The organism is Chryseobacterium sp. S90, from assembly GCF_047444895.1.
Classification (GTDB): Bacteria; Bacteroidota; Bacteroidia; order Flavobacteriales; family Weeksellaceae; genus Chryseobacterium.
In genome coordinates this window covers 69,826-90,966 of the sequence record NZ_JBLGCX010000006.1, presented here as the reverse complement: position 1 = coordinate 90,966, position 21,141 = coordinate 69,826, and the positions used below count along the sequence as shown (strand labels likewise).

General features: G+C 37.3%; 16 protein-coding genes. 4 read left to right on the top strand and 12 right to left on the bottom strand.

Features of this window, described 5'->3' with window-relative positions; translation table 11 throughout:
• Positions 1-107: 107 nt before the first annotated feature.
• The gene (locus ACLMCG_RS16175; protein WP_309435803.1) at positions 108-2,438 is read left to right on the top strand and encodes an ATP-dependent helicase; all 2,331 of its coding nucleotides are present in this window, start codon (positions 108-110) and stop codon (positions 2,436-2,438) included.
• A gap of 401 nt (positions 2,439-2,839) precedes the next feature.
• Positions 2,840-5,608, top strand: a complete 2,769-nt coding sequence (locus ACLMCG_RS16170) for a TonB-dependent receptor plug domain-containing protein (RefSeq protein WP_413960252.1) — start codon at positions 2,840-2,842, stop codon at positions 5,606-5,608.
• A gap of 214 nt (positions 5,609-5,822) precedes the next feature.
• Here ACLMCG_RS16170 and ACLMCG_RS16165 read toward each other — a convergent pair whose 3' ends face one another.
• From ACLMCG_RS16165 to ACLMCG_RS16145, 5 genes are all read right to left on the bottom strand, one after another.
• On the bottom strand, positions 5,823-7,664 hold the full coding sequence (locus tag ACLMCG_RS16165) for a carbon starvation protein A (RefSeq protein WP_413960251.1): 1,842 nt from the start codon (positions 7,662-7,664) through the stop codon (positions 5,823-5,825).
• 193 nt (positions 7,665-7,857) lie between these two features.
• Positions 7,858-8,895: an alpha/beta hydrolase fold domain-containing protein gene (locus ACLMCG_RS16160; protein WP_413960250.1), complete on the bottom strand. Its 1,038-nt coding sequence runs from the start codon at positions 8,893-8,895 to the stop codon at positions 7,858-7,860.
• Between the two features lie 22 nt (positions 8,896-8,917).
• Entirely contained in the window at positions 8,918-9,301 is a 384-nt protein-coding gene (locus tag ACLMCG_RS16155; RefSeq protein ID WP_077414077.1) for a DUF3037 domain-containing protein, read from the bottom strand.
• Positions 9,288-10,061, bottom strand: coding sequence for a HipA family kinase (locus tag ACLMCG_RS16150; RefSeq protein WP_413960249.1), 774 nt, complete (start codon positions 10,059-10,061; stop codon positions 9,288-9,290). Before ACLMCG_RS16150 ends, ACLMCG_RS16155 begins: the two co-directional genes overlap by 14 nt.
• Positions 10,062-10,076: 15 nt before the next feature.
• Positions 10,077-11,333 carry a T9SS type A sorting domain-containing protein gene (locus ACLMCG_RS16145; protein ID WP_413960248.1) on the bottom strand — a complete coding sequence of 419 codons (1,257 nt, stop codon included), beginning with the start codon at positions 11,331-11,333 and terminating at the stop codon, positions 10,077-10,079.
• Between the two features lie 61 nt (positions 11,334-11,394).
• On the opposite strand from ACLMCG_RS16145, the gene ACLMCG_RS16140 reads away from it, so the two are divergent.
• Entirely contained in the window at positions 11,395-12,237 is an 843-nt protein-coding gene (locus ACLMCG_RS16140) for an alpha/beta hydrolase family protein (protein ID WP_413960247.1), read from the top strand.
• Positions 12,238-12,286: 49 nt separating this feature from the next.
• The gene (locus ACLMCG_RS16135; protein WP_413960246.1) at positions 12,287-12,793 is read left to right on the top strand and encodes a hypothetical protein; all 507 of its coding nucleotides are present in this window, start codon (positions 12,287-12,289) and stop codon (positions 12,791-12,793) included.
• A gap of 168 nt (positions 12,794-12,961) precedes the next feature.
• Here ACLMCG_RS16135 and ACLMCG_RS16130 read toward each other — a convergent pair whose 3' ends face one another.
• The 7 genes from ACLMCG_RS16130 to ACLMCG_RS16100 form a co-directional block, all read right to left on the bottom strand.
• The gene (locus ACLMCG_RS16130) at positions 12,962-13,786 is read right to left on the bottom strand and encodes a flavin reductase family protein (protein WP_413960245.1); all 825 of its coding nucleotides are present in this window, start codon (positions 13,784-13,786) and stop codon (positions 12,962-12,964) included.
• Positions 13,787-13,948: 162 nt separating this feature from the next.
• Positions 13,949-15,196, bottom strand: a complete 1,248-nt coding sequence (gene fahA, locus ACLMCG_RS16125) for a fumarylacetoacetase (protein WP_413960244.1) — start codon at positions 15,194-15,196, stop codon at positions 13,949-13,951.
• A 54-nt stretch (positions 15,197-15,250) separates the two neighbouring features.
• Positions 15,251-15,712: a hypothetical protein gene (locus ACLMCG_RS16120; RefSeq protein WP_413960243.1), complete on the bottom strand. Its 462-nt coding sequence runs from the start codon at positions 15,710-15,712 to the stop codon at positions 15,251-15,253.
• Between the two features lie 71 nt (positions 15,713-15,783).
• Entirely contained in the window at positions 15,784-16,914 is a 1,131-nt protein-coding gene (gene hppD, locus ACLMCG_RS16115) for a 4-hydroxyphenylpyruvate dioxygenase (RefSeq protein ID WP_047424361.1), read from the bottom strand.
• A gap of 234 nt (positions 16,915-17,148) precedes the next feature.
• Positions 17,149-17,940: a hypothetical protein gene (locus tag ACLMCG_RS16110; protein WP_413960242.1), complete on the bottom strand. Its 792-nt coding sequence runs from the start codon at positions 17,938-17,940 to the stop codon at positions 17,149-17,151.
• A 138-nt stretch (positions 17,941-18,078) separates the two neighbouring features.
• Positions 18,079-19,353 (bottom strand): acetyl-CoA hydrolase/transferase family protein, encoded by a 1,275-nt coding sequence (locus ACLMCG_RS16105; protein WP_413960241.1) that lies wholly within the window; start codon positions 19,351-19,353, stop codon positions 18,079-18,081.
• A 214-nt stretch (positions 19,354-19,567) separates the two neighbouring features.
• Complete coding sequence (locus tag ACLMCG_RS16100; RefSeq protein ID WP_413960240.1) at positions 19,568-21,079, bottom strand: succinate CoA transferase; 1,512 nt, start codon at positions 21,077-21,079, stop codon at positions 19,568-19,570.
• Positions 21,080-21,141 lie beyond the last annotated feature (62 nt).

The following is a 21,141-nucleotide window of genomic DNA, read 5'->3' as shown; positions in this document are numbered from 1 at the left end:
AAATACTATCAATACAATCTTAATACTTCAAATCCCTAACTTCTACATGAAAGTTTGAATTCTCCTCCGAATACCTTAATTTTGTGTTCCCAAAATTTTTTTGCTGTATGGACTATTTGAAAGGACTTAATGAATCACAATATGAAGCTGTTACCTCTTTACAGGGACCTTTAATGGTGCTTGCGGGAGCAGGTTCCGGGAAAACGCGTGTACTTACCATGCGTATTGCCCATTTAATACACAATGGAATAGATCCTTTCAATATCCTGGCGCTTACCTTTACCAATAAGGCTGCCCGTGAAATGAAAGACCGTATTGCAAAAGTAGTGGGGGACAGCAATGCAAGAAGTCTGTGGATGGGAACTTTCCACTCTGTTTTTGCAAGAATTTTAAGAATTGAGGCTCATTATCTAGGATACCCTTCCAATTTTACCATTTATGATCAGCAGGATGCCCTGAATGTGATCAAAAAAGTACTGAAGGATATGAATATCGATGCCGATCTTTATAAACCTAAAAAAGTTCAGGCAAGGATTTCAACTTATAAGAATAATCTGATTACGGTAAAAGCTTACTTCAACAATCCGGAACTGATGGAGGCGGATGAAAAGGCGAACATGAAATTTATTGGGCAGATTTATCAGAAGTATGTAGACCAGTGTTTCAGAAACGGTTCCATGGATTTCGATGACCTGTTGTTGAAAACCAATGAATTATTGACCCGTTTTCCGGAAGTATTGGCAAAATACCAGGACAGATTCAGGTATATCATGGTAGATGAGTACCAGGATACCAACCACTCTCAGTATCTTATCGTAAAAGCATTAGCTTCAAAATTTGAGAATATCTGTGTGGTAGGGGATGATGCACAATCTATTTACTCTTTCCGTGGAGCTAACATCTATAATATCTTAAACTTTAAAAAAGATTATACGGATGCTAAAACAGTCTCTCTGGAACAGAATTACCGTTCTACACAGAATATTGTAAATGCGGCTAATGTAGTTATTGCAAAAAACCTGCAGCAGTTTAAGAAAAATGTATTCAGTGATAATGAAGAAGGCGATAAGATTAAAATATACCGATCTCTTTCTGATGCTGATGAAGCGAACTTTGTTGCCGGAAACATCTGGGAACTTCGTAACCGTGACCAGAGAAAATACAGTGATTTTGCCATTTTATACAGAACCAACTCTCAGACGCGTGCTTTTGAAGATGCGCTGAGACGTAAAAATATTCCATATAAGGTTTATGGAGGACTTTCTTTCTACCAAAGAAAAGAAGTAAAAGACTTAATCGGTTATCTCCGACTTCTGATCAATGAAAATGATTCTGAAGCATTGATGAGGATTATCAACTATCCTGCAAGAGGAATTGGAGAAACAACTCAGAATAAACTGATCGTTTTTGCAGATGCTCATAATATTGCAGTGTCAAAAGTGTTGGAAAATCTTCCGATGTATGCACCTCAATTAGGTCTGAACAACGGGGTTTTAAACAAGCTGAACGACTTCTGGTCTATGATAAAAGCTTTTCAGGTATTGCTGAAAACAGAGACGGCTTACAGTGTTGCTATGGAAGTGGCGAAACGAAGCGGATTGATTAAGTTTTTAAAAGATGATCAGACTCCTGAAGGGATTTCCAGAGTAGAAAACGTTCAGGAATTGATGAACTCTATGCAAGGGTTTATCGAAGAACAAATGCAGCTGGAAGACGGAGATCCGAGCCTTTCTAATTTCCTTGAAAATATTGCGCTTTCAGCAGATACTCAGGATAAGAACCTGGAAGATGATATGGTTTCATTGATGACCATTCACCTTTCAAAAGGATTGGAATTCCCGGTTGTTCATTTGGTAGGGTTGGAAGAAAACCTGTTCCCAAGCTTTATGAGTTCTGCCACCAGAGAAGATCTTGAGGAAGAGAGAAGATTATTTTATGTAGCATTGACGAGAGCTGAGAAACAAGTGTTTTTCTCATATGCTGTTTCCCGTTTTCAATGGGGAAAAATTACTGATGCGGAACCTTCAAGATTTTTAAGTGAAATAGATGACGAATATATTGAATTCCTTAATCCGGCTCTTGAAAAAAGGTTTATCAATAATTCAGGGGTAAAATCAAATATTTTTGATGAACATCCTTCTGAAATGAAATCTTTCAAAAAGGTTGAAAAGAAGACTATCGACAGAGGTGATGCTTCAAAACCCGCTCAGGAAGTAAGAAAGCTGAAACCTGTAAGTACGGCTAAAATTATCAATCCAAGCGGAGCTTCTTCTCAGGATATTGAAGTAGGAGATAAAGTGAGACATGACCGTTTCGGAATTGGAGAAGTTAGTTTCCTGGATGGAACAGATCCTCAGAATATCAAAGCAAAAGTTATTTTCATCCATGAAGGGGAGAAAAACCTTATTCTGAAATATGCTAAACTGACTAAGATTTAATTTCAAAATAATAATAAGATAAAGAAAACGGATTCAAAATTTGGATCCGTTTTTTTTTATTGTTTAAACGCTGAGGTCGTAATATGGTTATTAAGAACCGTTTATTTTTCGATCGCAATGGCGTTCCACTCAGCGAAGGACATTTTCTCTGCTAAACGAAGTGCCTTTGCGACCATCAGACTAAAAAGTTACAAAATCATAGCGTTTTTATTTTAGATCTAGTACTCTATAAACAACGTTTTTTATTGAAATGTTCTTAAATTATCATAACTTTAAATAGGGATAGAAAGAAACGATAACCATTTTTTATAAAAACAAAGTCTATTGATTTTGTGGACTAATAAATATATTTTACATTTGCACCTTGTAAAAAACATAAATGTTCAATCAAATTAAACTATATGAGAAATAAAAAAACTATTCTTTCGGCCTCTGTTTTATTTTTTCTTGGCGTATTTACTTACGGACAGGAAAAAGACAGCATAAAAACAAATAAAGACAGTATAAAAACCAATAATGTAGAAGAAGTAGTGGTGCTGGGTTCAAGAGCCGGAGCCAGATCTAAAACAGACAGTCCGGTTCCTGTAGATGTTTTCAATGTAAAAGAATCCTCAATAATCCTTCCACAAACCAATATCGGACAAATACTGAATGCGGTAGCCCCTTCATTTACTTCAACCATTCAAACCAACTCAGATGGAACGGACCATTTGGATCCTGCTCAGCTGAGAGGTTTGGGACCGGATCAGGTATTGGTTTTGGTGAATGGAAAAAGAAGGCACACTTCAGCATTAGTGAATGTAAACGGAACACCGGGAAGAGGTACCGTAGGAACGGATTTAAATGCCATCCCGTCTTTTGCATTAAACAGAATAGAAGTATTAAGAGACGGAGCTGCGGCACAATATGGATCTGATGCCATTGCCGGAGTGATCAATCTTGATCTGAAAAGAGATACAGGAAAACTGGCAGGACAAATCAGTTACGGAGGGAATTTAACACCAACAGCTAATGATCATACCGGAGATTTTGACGGACAGAATATTCAGCTGGATCTGAACTATGGTAATAAAATCGGAACTAAAGGTGGTTTCTTTAATATTACCTGGTCTTCACAGTTCAGAAATCCAACCTATAGAGCCGGAACAGAAAATGGACCTATCTATAATGCTTATAACGCGATTGAGCAACGCGCATTAAACGACGGAGTAAATCTTTCTTCTCTTTTTACGAATATTGGAAATACACCCAATTCACAGCAGCTCGTAAATTACATTCATCAGTATGCTCAGAATGTAAATTACTTTTCTCAGGATCTGCAAAATTCAATTCAGGGAGCCAATACCATTTCAGGATTACAAAATGTTTTGAAATCTGCCAACTTTACAAGAGATCAGCTTAATTATTTTACTGATCAGGAATTAGCGTACAGAGGACAGTCCAGAAAAGACTTCAATATGCAGGTAGGGCAGTCTAAACTTAATAATCATCAGCTTTTTATAAATGCCGAACTGCCAATCAATGACAATTGGAAGGTTTACACTTTCGGAGGATATAGCTTAAGACACGGAACTTCCGGAGGATTTTACAGAAGACCAAGTGAAAGCAGAACCTTTACAGGATTATATCCTAACGGTTACCTTCCACAGATTGGAACAGATATTCAGGATATTTCACTGGCTGCAGGAATCAAAGGGAAATGGGAAGGCTGGAATATTGATTTCAGTAATACCTACGGGCAGAACTCATTCACCTATAACATTCAAAATACAGGAAATACTTCTTTACGTTTTGCTTCACCAAGAGAATTTAATGCCGGAGGACTGCGATTTTCTCAAAATACGATCAATTTAGATTTCTCTAAAAAATACGATGTATGGGAAGGAATCAACGTTGCTTTCGGAGCTGAGCATCGCTATGAGAATTTTAAAATTACTCAGGGAGAGCAAGCCTCGTATGCAACTTATGATGCTTCCGGAAATGTATGGAACGGAAATTCTGTGAGACCTACAGATTTCTTCGGGGCATTACTTCCCGGAGGATCACAGGTATTCAATGGATTTAAGCCTGAGAATGCTGTAGATAAAAACAGACAGTCGGTAGCAGCCTATGCAGATGTAGAATTTAACTTTACCAACTGGTTATTGGTAGATGCGGCAGCGAGATATGAAAATTATTCTGATTTCGGATCGACATTCAATTATAAATTAGCTTCAAGAATTAAAGTTGCCCCTAATTTCAATGTGAGATTTGCAGGTTCTACAGGATTCAGAGCACCATCTATTCACCAGATCTATTATAATGTAACGTCTACGTTATTTACGAATAATCAACTTTTGGAGGTGGGAACTTTCAGTAATGATTCACAGTTGGCAGGATTGCTGGGTATGCCAAAACTGAAGCAGGAAACTTCCAAATCAGCAAGTGTAGGATTTACCTATAAGATTCCTTCTGTTGGTCTTAGTTTTACAGCAGATGGATATTTTACGAGAATTGATAACCGTATCATCCTTACAGATCAGTTCTTAAGAAAAGATGTGCCTTCAGATGCACAAAAAGAATATGATAAATTAAATGTGAATGGAGCCCAGTTCTTCACGAATGCCATCGATACAGAAACAAAAGGATTGGATGTTGTGATTTCACATAATGTAAGATTTTCAGGAGTAAAACTTGATAATAACTTTGCTATTAACCTTAATAAAACCAGACAGGTAGGAGATATTCACTCAGCAGGACTCTTACAGTCACCACAGCTTGAAAAAGTATATTTTTCTGAAAAATCAAGAATATATCTTGAAGAAGCGGTTCCTAGAGTGAAAGCCAGTCTTTCTCACACTCTTTCATGGAAGGATGCCACTTTCTATCTGAGAAACACTTACTTCGGAAAAGTGACAGGTGCTGATGTTATTGATGTAAACGGAGACGGGATTATAGATTTCAATGAACATCAGCAGATCGGAGATAAAATCATTACCGATATATCTGCTGCTTACCAGTTTACTAAAAATGTAGGGTTGACTTTAGGAGTGAACAATTTGTTTGATATTTATCCAACAAAAAACCTTCCTGCCTCTACGAATAACGACCAGTTTATCTATTCACGTTCCACTTCACAGTTTGGGCAGAATGGTAGATATGTCTTCGCAAGACTTAATTTCAATTTTTAAATAAAAACTACAGATAATGCTTATAAAAAAAAAAGTTCAGAATTTCTGAACTTTTTTTTATGAACTTTTATTGTTGAACCATTAAGATTTAATAAGAGTTTAAGAGTATTAAGATAAGCTTAGCTTTAAGCTTAAAAATCAGAATGATTCATCTTAACTATACTTTATTTCTTAAATCCATTCTTAATGATTTTAAATTTATAGAATGTGAATGTTATCTTTCTACCAGTTCCTTCACAGGTTCTCCATAATGATCAACCACTGTTTTGTTGATCTGAAGCAGTTGATACCATTTTCTGAAAGCTCCTATAAATACAATAAGCATCAGAATCATTGCTGTTGCCGCTAATGCAGCCAGTAAGTACTGTCCTTTTGGAATATAGATAGCAGTCACTTGGATATACCCGGCCCAGAATGTAATTCCGGCCATGAAAACTCCCGGAACAGCAGAGCATAAAGCATATTTTCCTCTGTTCATCCTTATCAGCATCGTGGTACAGACGATAAGTCCGCAGGCAGCCAGCAGCTGATTACTGATCCCGAATAACGGCCAGATGCTGTTTACGTTTCCGGTATACACCAGATATCCCCAGGCAAAAGTGAAAAGAAGACTGCTGATAATAATTCCCGGAATCCAGTTTTTATCATTGAATTTCGGAACTATCGAACCCAGCATTTCCTGTAAGAAAAAACGACCTACTCTTGTTCCTGCATCAATAGCAGTAAGAATAAATACCGCTTCAAACATAATCGCAAAATTATACCAGTAAGCCGTCAGCTGATCCATATAAGGAATTTTGTTGAAGATATGGGCCATTCCCACAGCAAGAGATACAGCACCTCCGGTTCTTCCATAAAGATCAATTCCTATTTTCTGAGAATAATAATCAATGTCTACTCCGTGTAAAGAAGGATGGGTTGCTAAAAATGAATCATAAGCTTCTTTTGGAGTATTAATAGCAAAATAGTCACCCGGCATCAATGTACACGCTGCAATAAGTGCCATCAATGCTACGAAGCCTTCCACAAGCATTGCCCCATATCCTACAAATAGAATTTCTCTTTCTTTATTAAGCATTTTAGGAGTCGTTCCCGTAGCAATCACCGCATGAAACCCGGAAATAGCACCACAAGCAATCACAATAAAAATAAAAGGAAGTACAGGTCCGCCAATAATAGGGCCTCCACCATTGACAAAAGCTGTGATAGCCGGCATTTGTATAGTTGGGTGAATCACAATAACCCCGATTGCCAGCATGATAATAGTTCCAATTTTTAAATAAGTGGAAAGATAATCCCTTGGAACTAAAAGCAGCCATACCGGTAGTACAGAAGCAATAAAACCATACAGAGGAATGGCGATAGAAATTGTTTTAATATCCCAGGAAAATAAGTTATTCATGGTTGGATTCTGCATTAAAGTATGACCTCCGATAATTCCGGCAATCAAAAGGATACCACCCAAAATACTTGCAAACAAAACACTGTTCTTTTTATAACGCATGATCAGTCCCATGATGATGGCAATAGGCATCGTAATGACTACTGTAAAAAGAGACCATGATGCTTCATGCATAGCATTGATACAAGCCAGCGATAAACCGGCCAGCGTAAGAATCAGGATGAATAAGATTGCAAAACCTGCTACAGTTCCCGTTGCTTTTCCGATTTCTTTAGAAGCGATGGTCGCAAGGCTTTGCCCTTTGTGTCTCACAGAAGCAAAGAGTACAACCATATCATGAACTCCGCCTCCCAATACACAGCCAATCAGAATCCATAATGTGCCCGGAAGATACCCGAACTGAGCAGCAAGAACAGGTCCTACTAATGGCCCGGCAGCCGCAATTGCAGCAAAATGATGCCCGAAAAGTACATTTTTATTGGTTGCGACATAATCTTTACCATCTGCAAATTCTACAGCAGGAGTCATATTCTGGTCATTAAGCCTGAGAACTTTATTGGCAATAAAAATACCATAAACACGGTAAGCTATCGCAAAAATAAGAACGGATGCAAATATGAGCGTAAGCGCATTGATATTATTCAAAGAATCCATATTGCGTATTTTTTTTAATGAATGATTAATTTATTAGCTGTTTTGTTAAAAATAATTTAAACAATAGCCAAGGTAATTAATTTTCGATTAAAAAATAGAATATGTATATCAATCTAGCAAATTTGTTGTTGATCTGTTGTTTATTGTGTTGATTTGTAGTGTTTTGATTTGTTTTTAAATAAGTAAATATATATTATTTCTTTTGCGAAAGAACGAAATCTACCATCTCATCCGTCAGTTTATCCAGATAAGCCTTATCAGTTGTACCAAACCCATGGACTCCACCATCTACAATGATTAAAGAGTTCTGAATTTTGGCCCTGTTTAATTTTCTGTGAAGTTTTTTAGACTGGCTTAAAGGAACAATTTTATCATTATTCCCCTGAACAATTAAAGTAGGCACGCCTTCTGAAACAAAATTAACAGGAGATATGGTTTTCAGATAATCAATGGCTCTGTCCTGATCTTTTCTGATATCATAGCCTGAAATTCCTTTCACAAGATTTTCCTGTAAACCGACAATTTTTTTTGACATTAATCCTATCATTGCTACCGGTATGGTTCCTAATCTTGTATGGAAAAGCTTATTAAGATCAGCCGGGCCATAATGATCAATTACATAATTTACTTTAGCAGAATAAGACGAAAGTTCCGGATTTCCCATATAAGTATTGTCTGGAGTATAAGCCGCCATCAGGGAAAGATGGGCCCCTGCTGAAGCCCCGAATAAGCCTATATTATTGGTGTCAAAATGATATTGCTCTGCATTTTTTCTTACCCATCTTACCACATCTTTAGTATCTTCCAAAGGTAATGGAAAATGAGTGCTGTCATTCAAAAGGGTATAATTCATACTGATTACAGCATATTGTTTTGCCATCAGCTTTGCAATGGTCGTTTCAACATAATTATCCGCGTGAATCACTTTATCACCTTCTATCCATCCACCACCGTGAACATAAATCAGTACAGGAAGCATCTGGCCTGCAGCTATATTTTTAGGAGTGAAAACATCCAGCTTGACAGGATTTCCTTTTCTGTTGGTTTTATATACAATATCTTCAGACAGATTGGCTATTTCCGGAAGTAATGTACTTTTTACAGGCGGAGCTTTCACCTGTACTTGTGAAAAATTTTGTGAAAAACCTAAAGTGAAAATACTTAAAAATAAAACAAAAAACAGGTTTGTGAAAAACCTGTAGATTGATATGTTGTATATGGAAGATTTCATAATAAATTTTTTAGAAGGTGTGTTATTTTACTAACTCCTCAAAAAGTTTACCAAACGTACTATTCAAATCTTTGGATTTCCCAGGATGAGGTCTGGAGGTCTGCACTACAGCACTTCTTACGGCCGTAAGCCAGCGGAAACGTTCAGGAATATCAAGCAGGGCAATAGGTCCGCCATCTTTATCACCATTAGCAATTTTCTGAAAACTTTCAAGATTCTGGATGATATCTTCATAGTCCAGCTTACTGTGCATGAGCTTAAATTTATCAGGACACAAATAAAATTCTACCCTGATGAATTTTTCCCTTTTGGAAAACATCACCAGCCCGATATTGAAAAATTCTTCTCTTTCAACTTTAGGCACCAGGCGTATTACCGCATATTCATATATTTTATCCTCTTGCATTTTTAGCTTCGTTTATAAAGATTTGAGAATTTTCTAATCTGGTTTTCAGAAACTGAAAATAGATCTCACGGATTTCGTCAGGAGTTTCATCAGCATCATTCCAGTGCAGCCAGTCTTCAGGAATTGTATTGACAATCTCCCTGAAAAGTGTATCATTCAGTACTTCATGGGCAAATTGATCCGCTTCGTCAAGCATTTTTGCCTTAGGAAGAAGTACATGGTCTTTCACATATTTGAAAGGTGTTTTTGCCGCTGTATCAAAATTCTGCCATGAATGGTGGAAGTAGAACGAAGCACCATTATCGATGATCCATAGCTCTTTATTCCACATCAACATATTGGTGTTTCTGAAAGTACGGTCAATGTTGGTAATGAAGGCATCCAGCCATACTATTTTTGAAGCCAGAAGAGGATCAACATTTACTCCCGGATCATAAGTGATGGAACCGGAAAGATAATGCAGCCCAAGGTTCAGACCTTCGGAAAATTTCAGAAGATCCTGTATTTCTTCATCAGCTTCAGTTCTTCCGAAATCAGCATCAACATTGACAAAAACAAGTTCAGGAATTTTTAGTCCCAATGCTTCGGTAATCTTTCCACCCAAAAGTTCAGAGATCAGCATTTTTACCCCATGGCCTGCGCCACGGAATTTTAATACATATTTGAAATCATCATCAGCTTCTGCCAGAGCAGGAAGAGACCCTCCTTCTCTCAATGGCAGAATGTAACGCGTCACGGTTACAGTTCTTAAATTCTGCATGAAACAAAAATAAGGTTATTTTTTTATAATCTTTTTAGTGAATTCCTTTTCACCAGCTTTATATTGTAAAAAATAAACTCCGCTGCTTAAATGCTGAAGCGGTAGAATATATCCTGAATCTGTTTTATTCAAACGATAATGCACTATTCTTCCTGTGATATCTGTAAGTGAAAGTACCTCAATTCTCTTTTTAGAACTAATGTTAATAAGATGTTGAGCAGGATTAGGATAAATCTGAACCGGATCTTCAATAGCTGTTTCTGCTGTACTTAAGGTACTTACCACAACCAGTTTTGTTTTGGTGGTAGTGACTCCGCAGGCAGCTGTTGTAAGCTTTACATTATAATTTCCTGCTGCAGGGTAGATATGTACCGGATTTTCGAGAGTTGAGGTTGTGCCGTCACCAAAATCCCATGAATATGCAGCAGCATTCTGTGTTGTGTTGGTAAACTGAACGGTACTGGCTCCGGTAAGCTGATAGGTGAATCTGCTGTGAACATCATTACTCGTTACTAACCATTGAGCAGGCTGATTGTATACTTCTGTTTTAACGATATCCTTGAGCAACTGAGCCTGTGCCGGACTAAGATTCCCATTAAAAGGAATCTGTGTAGGATCTTTCTTGAATATAATAGTGTAAAAGGTATACGCAGCAGCCATAGACCCAATATAGCTAGGATGTGATTCGTCCTGATCATACAATTCAATAGCAGGGTTTTGTTCTCTGATCGTTCTCCACACTTTACCTACAGGTGAAACAATACCTTCATTAGCTGCTGCCATTTCCATGTAGCGGTTATAAATCTGAGTGTCCATTCCCTGATAGGTACAGACAGCAGGAAGTCCCGGACAATTCGCCGTATCTCCGTTTTTACGGCCCCAGGTCATATAGAAGATTACATTTCCACAGGGATTGGATGTTTTAATCAGATTGGAAAGTTGAAGTGCATAAGGATATACCTGATTTTGAACCTGAGAATCCGGAAATGACGGAAGCTGGCTCTGTTCCTGTAATACGACATAATCCCAGTTTCCCTGATTGATGGTTGAAATCACATCCGGATTGTTGGAATGATCCTGCAGTGTGGACCCGCCCGGTGTATGGCTGTGATGCTCCAGTACATCGCCGTTAGAAGCAGCAATACTTTGGACAAGGTTAGGCAAATCATTAACGTAAGTATAACTGTTCCCGATAAAGAATACCCTTTTGGTCGTCTGACTCAGGATAAAAGAAAAAGTAATTAAAAATAAAAAAAGTAGAGTTTTTTTCATAAATTTCAATTTAAATTAATCCCATAAATATAAATAATATTAAATTAAACCCATTTATTTTATGAATTTGATTAGTCAAAAGAATATATATTTAGGAAATAAAGAAACAAAAGGTTTTCTTGCTGATGTTTTTTATAAAGACACTGAACAAAAACTTCCGCTGGTGGTGTTTGTTCATGGTTATAAAGGTTATAAAGATTGGGGAGCATGGAATCTGATGGCAGAAAAGTTTGCTGAAGCAGGTTTTTTCTTCGTGAAGTTTAATTTTTCCCATAACGGAACAACGACCGAAGATCCATATAACTTTGGAGATCTTGAAGCATTTGGCCATAATAATTATTCTAAAGAGCTTTCTGACCTTGGAGTGGTCATTGATCATTTTAGTAAAGATCCGCATGTAGATGAAGAAAAGATTGTTCTGATAGGTCACAGCAGGGGAGGAGGAATTTCTATTATTAAAACTTTTGAAGATGAAAGAATTAATGGACTGATCACTTTGGCCAGTGTGGATACTTTAGACCGCTTTCCCACAGGAGAAGCTTTTGAAAACTGGAAAAAGAATGGAGTTTATTATGCTCTGAACGGACGTACCAAGCAGGAAATGCCACATTATTATCAGTTTTATGAGGATTATGAGCAGAATGTTCATCGTTTTGATGTAGAGCGGGCAACGGAAATGGCAAAAGCTCATATGTTGATTATTCATGGGACAGAAGATGAATCGGTAGGGGTAAAACAGGCCGAACATCTTCATATTCTTCACCCGAATTCTGAACTTTTCCTGATTGAAAATGCCAACCATACTTTCGGTGCAAAAGAGCCCTGGACAGACACGGATTTACCCAAAGATCTGAATACCGTAACCGAAAAATGTATTGATTTTATCAAACAAAAATTGAAATAAAACGTTTAAAACTACGTTATTATAAATTAACCACCATATCATTATAATTATGAAAAAAATTATTGCAGGAGCATTCGCGCTCTCATTATTCGTTGTTTCATGTAAAAAAGAAGCCAAAACAGAATCTTCAGCAAACACAGATACTTTGGCTACAGTAATGCCTAAAGATTCTGTAATTACAAAAAATGATTCTGTAGCATCACCATCTCCTTCTGCTCCGGCTCCGGACAATATTATCACCAAAAATGTGGGTAAGTATCCGCATGATATCAAATTCTTTGAGGATAAAAGCATCACAGATAGACTAAAAAAACTAGCAGGAACTCAATATGATGAAATGGTGAAGAATTTCAATGTAGAAAGTCCTGTCACATCAGAAAACGGAATTTATAAACTGTCCGGCTGCAAGCAGCATGACTGCCCGGGATATGCAACACATATCTACTACGATGCAAAAAATGATAATCTGAATGTTTCTATTGATAAAAACGGAAAGGTAACAGACTTTGCTGAAAAAGGGAAAATAACGGTTTCCGAAACTTTGAAAGCGAAGTAAAATATAAGTTGGGAATTTGGAAGCCATTAACGCTGCTCTATATCTATTGAAATCAAAATAGAACTGTTTTCCAAAATATTAATTTGGACAAAAGTTATTTAGAAAACTTTTTGAACTTCCAACTTCCATCCTAAATAAAAAATCGGTCTGAAATTTCAGACCGATTTTTTATTGTATTGTGAGTAAAACCCACGCTTCTTCCACTTTACTTTCCAGGAGCAGTTTCTGGGCATTAAGGTGGATATCATCATCCGCATGGAAATCACCAGCAGGTAATATTTCTGTATTGGCAAGCATTCCAAGATCATTCCCTGTAAATACTTTACTGTACTTAATCGCATCAGGCAGCTGATCAAAGCCGATTCCTTTTGTTACCAAAGGTTTTGGAACTTCAAAAATGCTGTTCTCATTACTTCTGGAATACCAGTTACTGCCTAAACGGGCCACCATGTCCAGTTTTTTCTGATCCAGATTTCCGGCTTCATTCAGGTATTCTTCTCTGATATGAATTTTCTGAACTTCACAGATCACAAGATTCCCGGCACCGCCCTGATCTCCCAATGACTTTACCTCTAAAACTTTACATTCAAAGTTGACAGGGCATTCTTCAATCAGTTTAGGCTGTACAAGATCAGCATCTTTCATGGTAAGTCCGGATTTAATAAACTCATTGACTCCGGTTTCATATTCTGTAGAAGCTAATGAAATCTGCTGTACAATCGGAAAATTGACTGTTCCAATAACGACTTCCGGTACTTCAAGAACATTTTCCAGCGTGTGCTTCGTTGTATTGTCACGTACTCTCCTTGACGGTGAAAAAATCAAAATCGGAGGAACCGTACTGAACATATTAAAAAAACTGAACGGAGATAAGTTGATAGTACCATCTTTATCTACCGTAGATGCCAAAGCAATCGGACGTGGTGAAACAGCCGTCTGCATGATGGTTTGAAGTTGTACGGAAGTTATCTCGGAAGGGATTACTGTTTTCATATTTTTGCTTTAATACTTAACTCAGCTTAAGTATTCAAATGATATTAAAAAGATGCTTCGACTATGGCTCAGCATGACACCTCTAATACTAACTGCTTTACAGTTTAAGTTCAGCGATATCATGCTGAGCGAAATCGAAGCATTTAATGATTGATTTTTATATTATAGTGTCGGAATAATTTTACCGGAAACTTCACCGAAACCAACTCTCACACCATCTTTTTCAGCCCAGGCTTTCATGGTAACGGTATCATTATCTTCAATGAATTTTCTTTCTTCACCATTGCTTAATGATAAAGGATTTTGTCCTCTCCATGTAAGCTCAAGCATAGAACCGAAAGATTTTGGATCACTTCCTGAAATGGTACCGCTGGCATATAGATCTCCCACTTCCACGTTACATCCGTTTACGGTGTGGTGTGCCAGCTGCTGGGTCATATTCCAGTACATGTGTTTGTAGTTGCTTTCGGAGATCAGGTTTTGTTCTCCGTTTTCAGGTTGAATATAAACTTCAAGGTTGATGTCATAGTTTTGATCTCCTTCAAATTTTAAATAGTCTAAAACTTCAGGATCCTGTACTGGTGAAGCTGTTCTGAACGGCTCTAAAGCTTCAAGAGTAACTACCCATGGAGAAATAGAAGAACCAAAGTTTTTCGCAAGGAATGGCCCTAGCGGAACATATTCCCAAGATTGAATATCTCTTGCAGACCAGTCATTGAAAATAACCATTCCGAAGATGGCATCTTCTGCTTCTTTGGTAGAGATACTTTCTCCCATCTCTGTATTTTTATTGATGATGAAAGCCATTTCCAATTCAAAATCCAGTTGCTTACATGGTCCGAATACAGGTTTATCAGCATCAGCAGGTTTCATCTGACCTTTCGGGCGGTTGATTTCTGTTCCGGATACTACAATTGAAGAGGCTCTTCCGTGGTAACCTACCGGTAAGTGTTTCCAGTTAGGTAATAAAGCATTTGCAGGATCACGGAACATTTTTCCTACGTTGGTAGCATGTTCAATGCTGCTGTAAAAGTCTGTATAATTGGGGATGTGAACAGGCATCATCATTTTTACTTTATCAAGATCATAGAAAGCTTCTTCTATTGTTTTCTGATCCTTTGATAAAGTTGATCCTTCCTGTAATAAAGTCTGAATTTTAGTACGAACTGCATTGGTAACAGGTTTACCCAGCTCGATAAATTCGTTGATGGTATATGCTTCAAAAACATTGTCGTCTAATCCTTCAATATCTTCAAAATAGCCAAGATCATACAAGGTAGCAAGATCAACTACCTGATCTCCGATTCTTGTACAGCATCCGATATATTCTTTGTTAAAAACTGCGACTCCGAAAGGAATATTATGTATAGAAAAATCCGAGTTTGAGGAATAGTCTACAAATGATTTCATAAGTTTAGATTTTAGTTAGATTAAAATATTGCTGAGAGCATGTTCTCAGAACATTTATTTTGCCTTTTTTGAGTAAGATGCTTCATCTATCCATCTGTCTCTGGTATTGACATCGATGAGATATAAAATATTATCCTGCTGGGTCAACAATAATGTTTTCGTAACAGGCATTGGGATTTTTTTATTTTCAAGCATATCTGCTCTTAAAGAAATAATATTTTTTTTCCTGACGATATCCCCGGTGAAAACATTAGAACTGCTTTCTCCAGTAGCTTTATCATCGAAAACTTCTACATAAGTGGCATTGTCCCCTTTGATAATAATAAAGTCCCGTTCCGTATGATCAGCCTCATCTTTGATGAAAACAAATTTCTTGTTGTCAATATTTACATTTTCAAGATGCTGATTGATGCCTTTTCTTTGTTCAAGTCGGTTAAGGATTTCATTCAATGAACCGTATTGAGCGTTAAGCCCTAAAGTTCCTAAAAGGGAAATCCCAATTAAAAGTTTTCTCATATACTGTGTTTTATAAAAAAGTTTTGCCAGAATACTGTATTCTGACAAAACCTATATTTTTTAATGTAAAATTAAAGATTACCTCTTCTTTCCTGCTCTCTTTCTAATGCTTCGAATAAAGCCTTGAAATTTCCGGCACCAAAACTCTGTGCACCGTGTCTTTCAATAATCTCGAAGAATAGAGTAGGACGGTCTTCTACAGGTTTGGTGAAAATCTGTAATAAGTATCCTTCTTCATCATGATCAATAAGTATACCTAAATCCTGAAGTTTTTTAAGATCTTCATCAATGTGACCAACTCTTTCAGGAACCATATCGTAATAAGCTTCTGGTGGAGCAGAAAGAAACTCTACACCACGTTTTTTCAATTCCGTTACGGTATGGATAATATCTTTTGTAGCAACAGCAATGTGCTGTACCCCTTCTCCTTCGTAGAAATCAAGATATTCTTCTACTTGAGATTTCTTTTTACCTTCGGCAGGTTCGTTGATAGGGAATTTTGCGAATCCGTTTCCGTTAGACATTACTTTAGACATCAAAGCAGAATATTCTGTATTGATCTGCTTGTCGTCAAAAGAAAGGATGTTTACAAATCCCATTACCTTTTCATACCATTCTACAGTCGGGATCATTCTGTTCCAGTCAACATTTCCTACACAGTGGTCTACGTATAATAAACCTGCTTCTTCAGGCTTATAATCACTTTCCCACTTTTCATATCCAGGCATGAAAGCTCCGTTGTAATTTTTTCTTTCTACAAACATGTGAACGGTTTCTCCATACGTGTAGATACCGGACATTCTTACCTCACCATGCTCATCAGTTAAAGTTACAGGCTCTAAATACGGTTTACCACCTCTTTTAGTTGTCTCTTCAAAAGCTGCATAAGCGTCATCTACCCAAAGTGCCAAAATTTTTACTCCGTCACCATGTTTTTTTACGTGCTCGCTGATAAGAGAGTCAGACTTAAGTCCGGTAGTTAATACCAATCTGATTTTTCCCTGTTGAAGCACATAAGATGCACGGTCTCTTACTCCTGTTTCAGGACCCGCATAAGCTACAGACTGAAAACCGAAAGCGGTTTTGTAATAATGGGCAGCCTGTTTTGCATTTCCTACATAAAACTCAATATAATCTGTACCGTTAATCGGTAAGAAATTTTCTGCTTGAGCTATTTTCTCGGCAAATGTAAGTGTTGACATATTTTCTCTTTTACTTTTATTTTATTGGTATGCAAATTACAAAAATCTTAGACATTGCGAAAATATTCCCTTGGATTCATTGAATATATTTAACATAAAGTTAAAGAAGAGTTTACTTAAGTATATTTAAGTTTCTTACGTTTAAAATCGGGTACTTACATTTGTAATACAAAAGACAAGTGAAAAAAATATTTCGAAACATGAAAGCCGTAGAAATTTTCTACGGCTTTCTTTTTATATTGTTTCAATTTTTCTGTTTAACATTCCTGCATCGGGATTATAATTATCCCATATCTTCCAGGTATTATTTATTTTACGGATGAAGTAGATCTGGGTACTCAGCTGGTTGACAAAATGCTCTTCTCCGGTTTCTCCCACTTTAAAGAGAAGGTTCCAGAATTCCTGAGTCTCGAGTATTTTTTTGTCCGGTTCATCTGTAACGATATGAATATCAAAAACTTCATAATTGGATCGGTTGTTTTTAGTAACCAGATGAAAATCCTTATCACACAGTTCTTTACTGAATTGTGACGCTCTCTCCAAAAACGGGGAATCATCAAATACAAGACCTTTTAAAAGTTCAGTATTGTGAGAGGGAAACAGCTTGTAAAATTCAAAAGCCGCTGCACAATAATCATAAACCATCTTGGTAAGCTGTGACTGATTATCAGATCCCTCATCTTCCTGCTTCTTATGTCTTACAGATAAAATATAATCGTTCAGGTCTTTGTAGCCTAAGAAAATACAGATCTTATCTAATGTTTTAAGAAACCTGAGATCATTATGGGTTTTATCCTGATAATCATTTTCAAAAAAACGCTGCAGGGTAACATGTGAAATGGTATTTCCGATTTCAAATTTTTTCCCCCCTTTCAGTTCTTCAGCTTCTGAGAGTTCATCTTTAATAATTTCGGAAAGAATAATATAATGGCTTCTTTTCCATTCATTCACATTCCCCAAAACGGAATTCCTTACCTTGGAATGCTTTATAATCTCTTCCCTTATCGAATTATATATAGTTTTCAATTTGCTTGTTTTTGAATGAGTTTTATCAAAAATACTGCCAAAAGATTAATGCTTTTTTATGATTCTGCGGATGTAGATTCAAAATATGTTTTGAGATTTTCAGTAAAAAACAATTTGGAAATCCTTATCGTTTGATTATCAGTGTTTAAATCTCTCGAAGGCTGCTCTCTCCAGCATTTCTCTGTCATCAGGATGGGCAATGCTGATGAGTTCCTGTGCTCTCTGGCGGAGGTTTTTTCCATACAGATAAGCTGTTCCGTATTCAGTAACAACGTAATGAATATGTCCTCTTGTGGTTACCACACCAGCTCCCTGTTTAAGAAAAGGAACTATTCTGGAAATTCCTTTTTTTGTTCTTGCGGTAATGGCTATGATAGGTTTTCCGTCGTCACTTAATGCGGCACCACGCATAAAGTCCATTTGCCCTCCAATTCCACTGTATTGTATTGTTCCGATAGAATCTGCACATACCTGTCCTGTAAGATCTATTTCTATGGCAGAGTTGATGGCAACCATTTTTTTGTTTCTCATGATGTTGATCGGGAAGTTTACTTCACTCACATCTCTGAATGCAAATACGGTGTTGTCATCTACATAATCATATAGTTTTCTGGTTCCGAAGCAGAAACTCGTAATGGTTTTATTATCGTTGTACCCTTTGTATTTGTTGTTGATGACATCATCCTGAATAAGATCTATAACCCCGTCACTAAGCATTTCGGTATGAATTCCAAGGTCTTTGTGATTGGTAAGACATTTCAAAACCGCATCAGGAATTGTCCCAATACCCATTTGAAGAGTAGATCTGTCTTCAATAAGTTCAGCTACATTTTTTCCAACAAGCATTTCTTCAGGGCCTACTTTTGAGCCGTAATCTACTGTTGGAAGTTCCTCTTCATGCCAAACCAGTTTATGAATTCTGCTGATGTGGATCATACCATCTCCGTGGGTTCTTGGCATTCTGGGATTAACTATAGCAACAATGATTTTTGCAGTATCTACCGCTGCTCTTGCAATATCTACAGAAGTTCCCAAAGTACAAAAACCATGTTTGTCCGGTGGAGAAACGGTGACAATCGCTACATCAAGAGGCAGAATGTTTTTTCTGAATAAAATTGGAATTTCACTTAGGAAAACGGGAACAAAGTCTCCGCGGTCAGAATTCACGGCATCACGCACAGGAGTGGAAACAAATAAAGAGTTGATGAAAAAACTGTCTTTGTATTCCGGTTTTGCAATTTCCACATTGCCTTGTTGGGTAATGGAAACCATTTCTACATTTTGCAATCGGTGAGACTGTCTTGCCAGCTCATCAATCAGGTAGTTGGGAGTACATGCACTGCCGTGAAAGAATACCCGGTTTCCGCTTTTTATTGTATATATTGCTTCTTCTGCACTGATGTAATTATTCATATTTTGTCTTTTTAATAAGGGTGTTCAACGTATTTTACATCTCATAAAAATACTGCTCTTCTTTCAAAGATAATCTTTATAATTTTATATTCATATAAATATTTTAAGGATATTGTACAGACTTTTGTCATATGAACCCACCGGATATGATGTAACAGGAAAAGGACCAAATGCGTTGGCATTCAGTCCTTTTATTTCTGATGTTATAAAACTCTTAATTGGCAGTTTCAACAGCTGTTTTCTGCTTCATACTTCCTGTTTCGGAGAATCTCAGATGCCAGCTGAATGCTTCCTGTAGTAAATGAGGGGTGTGTCCTCCTCTTTCACAGGCTCTGTCAAAGTAAGATTGTAATTCTTCCTTATAATCCGGGTGAACACAGTTGTCTATGATTTTCTGTGCTCTTTCTCTCGGTGCCAATCCTCTTAGATCGGCTAATCCTACATCCGTTACCAGAATGTCTACATCATGTTCAGTATGATCCGTATGAGAAACCATGGGAAGAACATGGGAAATATTGTTGCCTTTTGAAGCTGCCTGAGTAACGAAAATACTTAAGTAAGCATTTCTTGCAAAATCTCCTGAACCTCCGATTCCGTTCATGATTTTTGTTCCTCCGATATGGGTAGAGTTTACATTTCCATAGATATCAAATTCAATAGCTGTGTTGATGGCTATTACTCCCAATCTTCTGATCAATCCTGGAGTATTGGAAATATTCTGAGGTCTTAACACAAATTTGTCTTTGTATTTTGAAAGATTTCCTAAAACTCTTTCATAGCATTCCTGAGAAACGGTAATGGATGATGCTGATGCGAAGCTTAGTTTACCCGAATCTATCAGGTCAAATGTACTGTCCTGAAGAACTTCGGAAAACATGGTCAGGTCATAAAAATTACTGTCTTTGAATCCGGTTAGAACTGCATTAGCTACTTTACCGATACCTGCCTGAAGAGGAAGTAGTCTGTCTGTAAGACGTCCTAACAGAACCTCATTTTCAAAAAATGCAAGAAGATGTTTGGCGATGGCTGTTGTCTTTTCGTCCGGTTCTGCAATGTCTGCCGGGCTGTCTTTACGGTTGGTAAAAACTATGGCTTCAATTTTTTCAGGATCTACAGGAATGCTTTTTCTCCCGATTTTGTTCCATGGAGCAACAATTGGAATGACATTTCTGTAAGGATAATCTTCAGCCTGGTAGATGTCATGGATTCCGTAAACCTCTTCTGGAACTTCGGTATTGATTTCAATAATCACTTTTTTAGCCAAAGCTGCAAATGTCACTGAATTTCCCACAGATGTAGTAGGAACAATACTTCCGTCTCTTTCAATATAAGCCGCTTCGATAATAGCTACATCAATGCTCTGAAGATTTTTGGTATGGAGAAGTTCGGCACTCTCACTTAAATGCTGGTCGATAAAGAGGATTTCACCGTTGTTGATTTTGTTTCTTAAAATAGGATCTACCTGGAAGGGCATTCTTTTCTTTAAAACATTAGCTTCTGCCAGCTTTCCGTCGGTACCGTGCCCCAGTGAAGCTCCGGTCATTAAAGTGACTTTAAGGTCTTCTGTTTTTCCTCTTTCTGCAAGTGCCGGCAAAATAGCTTTGCTGTCACCTGCTTTTGTAAAGCCGCTGGACCCGATGGTCATACCGTCTTTAATGATTTTTACAGCATTTTCTGCCGTGGTTACTTTTTGGTGTAGACTTTCTAATCTGATTCTTTCTAACATGTAATATTGATTTTGTTTTAAACCACCATTACTTAGGATGCGTCATGAAAAATAATGATGGC

What these genes read in the sequence shown, in the direction of transcription:
- ACLMCG_RS16155 (WP_077414077.1), bottom strand. Translation starts at nt 9,301, where the DNA reads ATGCAAGAGGATAAAATATATGAATATGCGGTAATACGCCTGGTGCCT.
- ACLMCG_RS16130 (WP_413960245.1), bottom strand. Translation starts at nt 13,786, where the DNA reads ATGAAAACAGTAATCCCTTCCGAGATAACTTCCGTACAACTTCAAACC.
- ACLMCG_RS16145 (WP_413960248.1), bottom strand. Translation starts at nt 11,333, where the DNA reads ATGAAAAAAACTCTACTTTTTTTATTTTTAATTACTTTTTCTTTTATC.
- ACLMCG_RS16160 (WP_413960250.1), bottom strand. Translation starts at nt 8,895, where the DNA reads ATGAAATCTTCCATATACAACATATCAATCTACAGGTTTTTCACAAAC.
- ACLMCG_RS16100 (WP_413960240.1), bottom strand. Translation starts at nt 21,079, where the DNA reads ATGTTAGAAAGAATCAGATTAGAAAGTCTACACCAAAAAGTAACCACG.
- ACLMCG_RS16135 (WP_413960246.1), top strand. Translation starts at nt 12,287, where the DNA reads ATGAAAAAAATTATTGCAGGAGCATTCGCGCTCTCATTATTCGTTGTT.
- ACLMCG_RS16150 (WP_413960249.1), bottom strand. Translation starts at nt 10,061, where the DNA reads ATGCAGAATTTAAGAACTGTAACCGTGACGCGTTACATTCTGCCATTG.
- fahA (WP_413960244.1), bottom strand. Translation starts at nt 15,196, where the DNA reads ATGAAATCATTTGTAGACTATTCCTCAAACTCGGATTTTTCTATACAT.
- ACLMCG_RS16175 (WP_309435803.1), top strand. Translation starts at nt 108, where the DNA reads ATGGACTATTTGAAAGGACTTAATGAATCACAATATGAAGCTGTTACC.
- hppD (WP_047424361.1), bottom strand. Translation starts at nt 16,914, where the DNA reads ATGTCAACACTTACATTTGCCGAGAAAATAGCTCAAGCAGAAAATTTC.
- ACLMCG_RS16105 (WP_413960241.1), bottom strand. Translation starts at nt 19,353, where the DNA reads ATGAATAATTACATCAGTGCAGAAGAAGCAATATATACAATAAAAAGC.
- ACLMCG_RS16170 (WP_413960252.1), top strand. Translation starts at nt 2,840, where the DNA reads ATGAGAAATAAAAAAACTATTCTTTCGGCCTCTGTTTTATTTTTTCTT.
- ACLMCG_RS16120 (WP_413960243.1), bottom strand. Translation starts at nt 15,712, where the DNA reads ATGAGAAAACTTTTAATTGGGATTTCCCTTTTAGGAACTTTAGGGCTT.
- ACLMCG_RS16140 (WP_413960247.1), top strand. Translation starts at nt 11,395, where the DNA reads ATGAATTTGATTAGTCAAAAGAATATATATTTAGGAAATAAAGAAACA.
- ACLMCG_RS16165 (WP_413960251.1), bottom strand. Translation starts at nt 7,664, where the DNA reads ATGGATTCTTTGAATAATATCAATGCGCTTACGCTCATATTTGCATCC.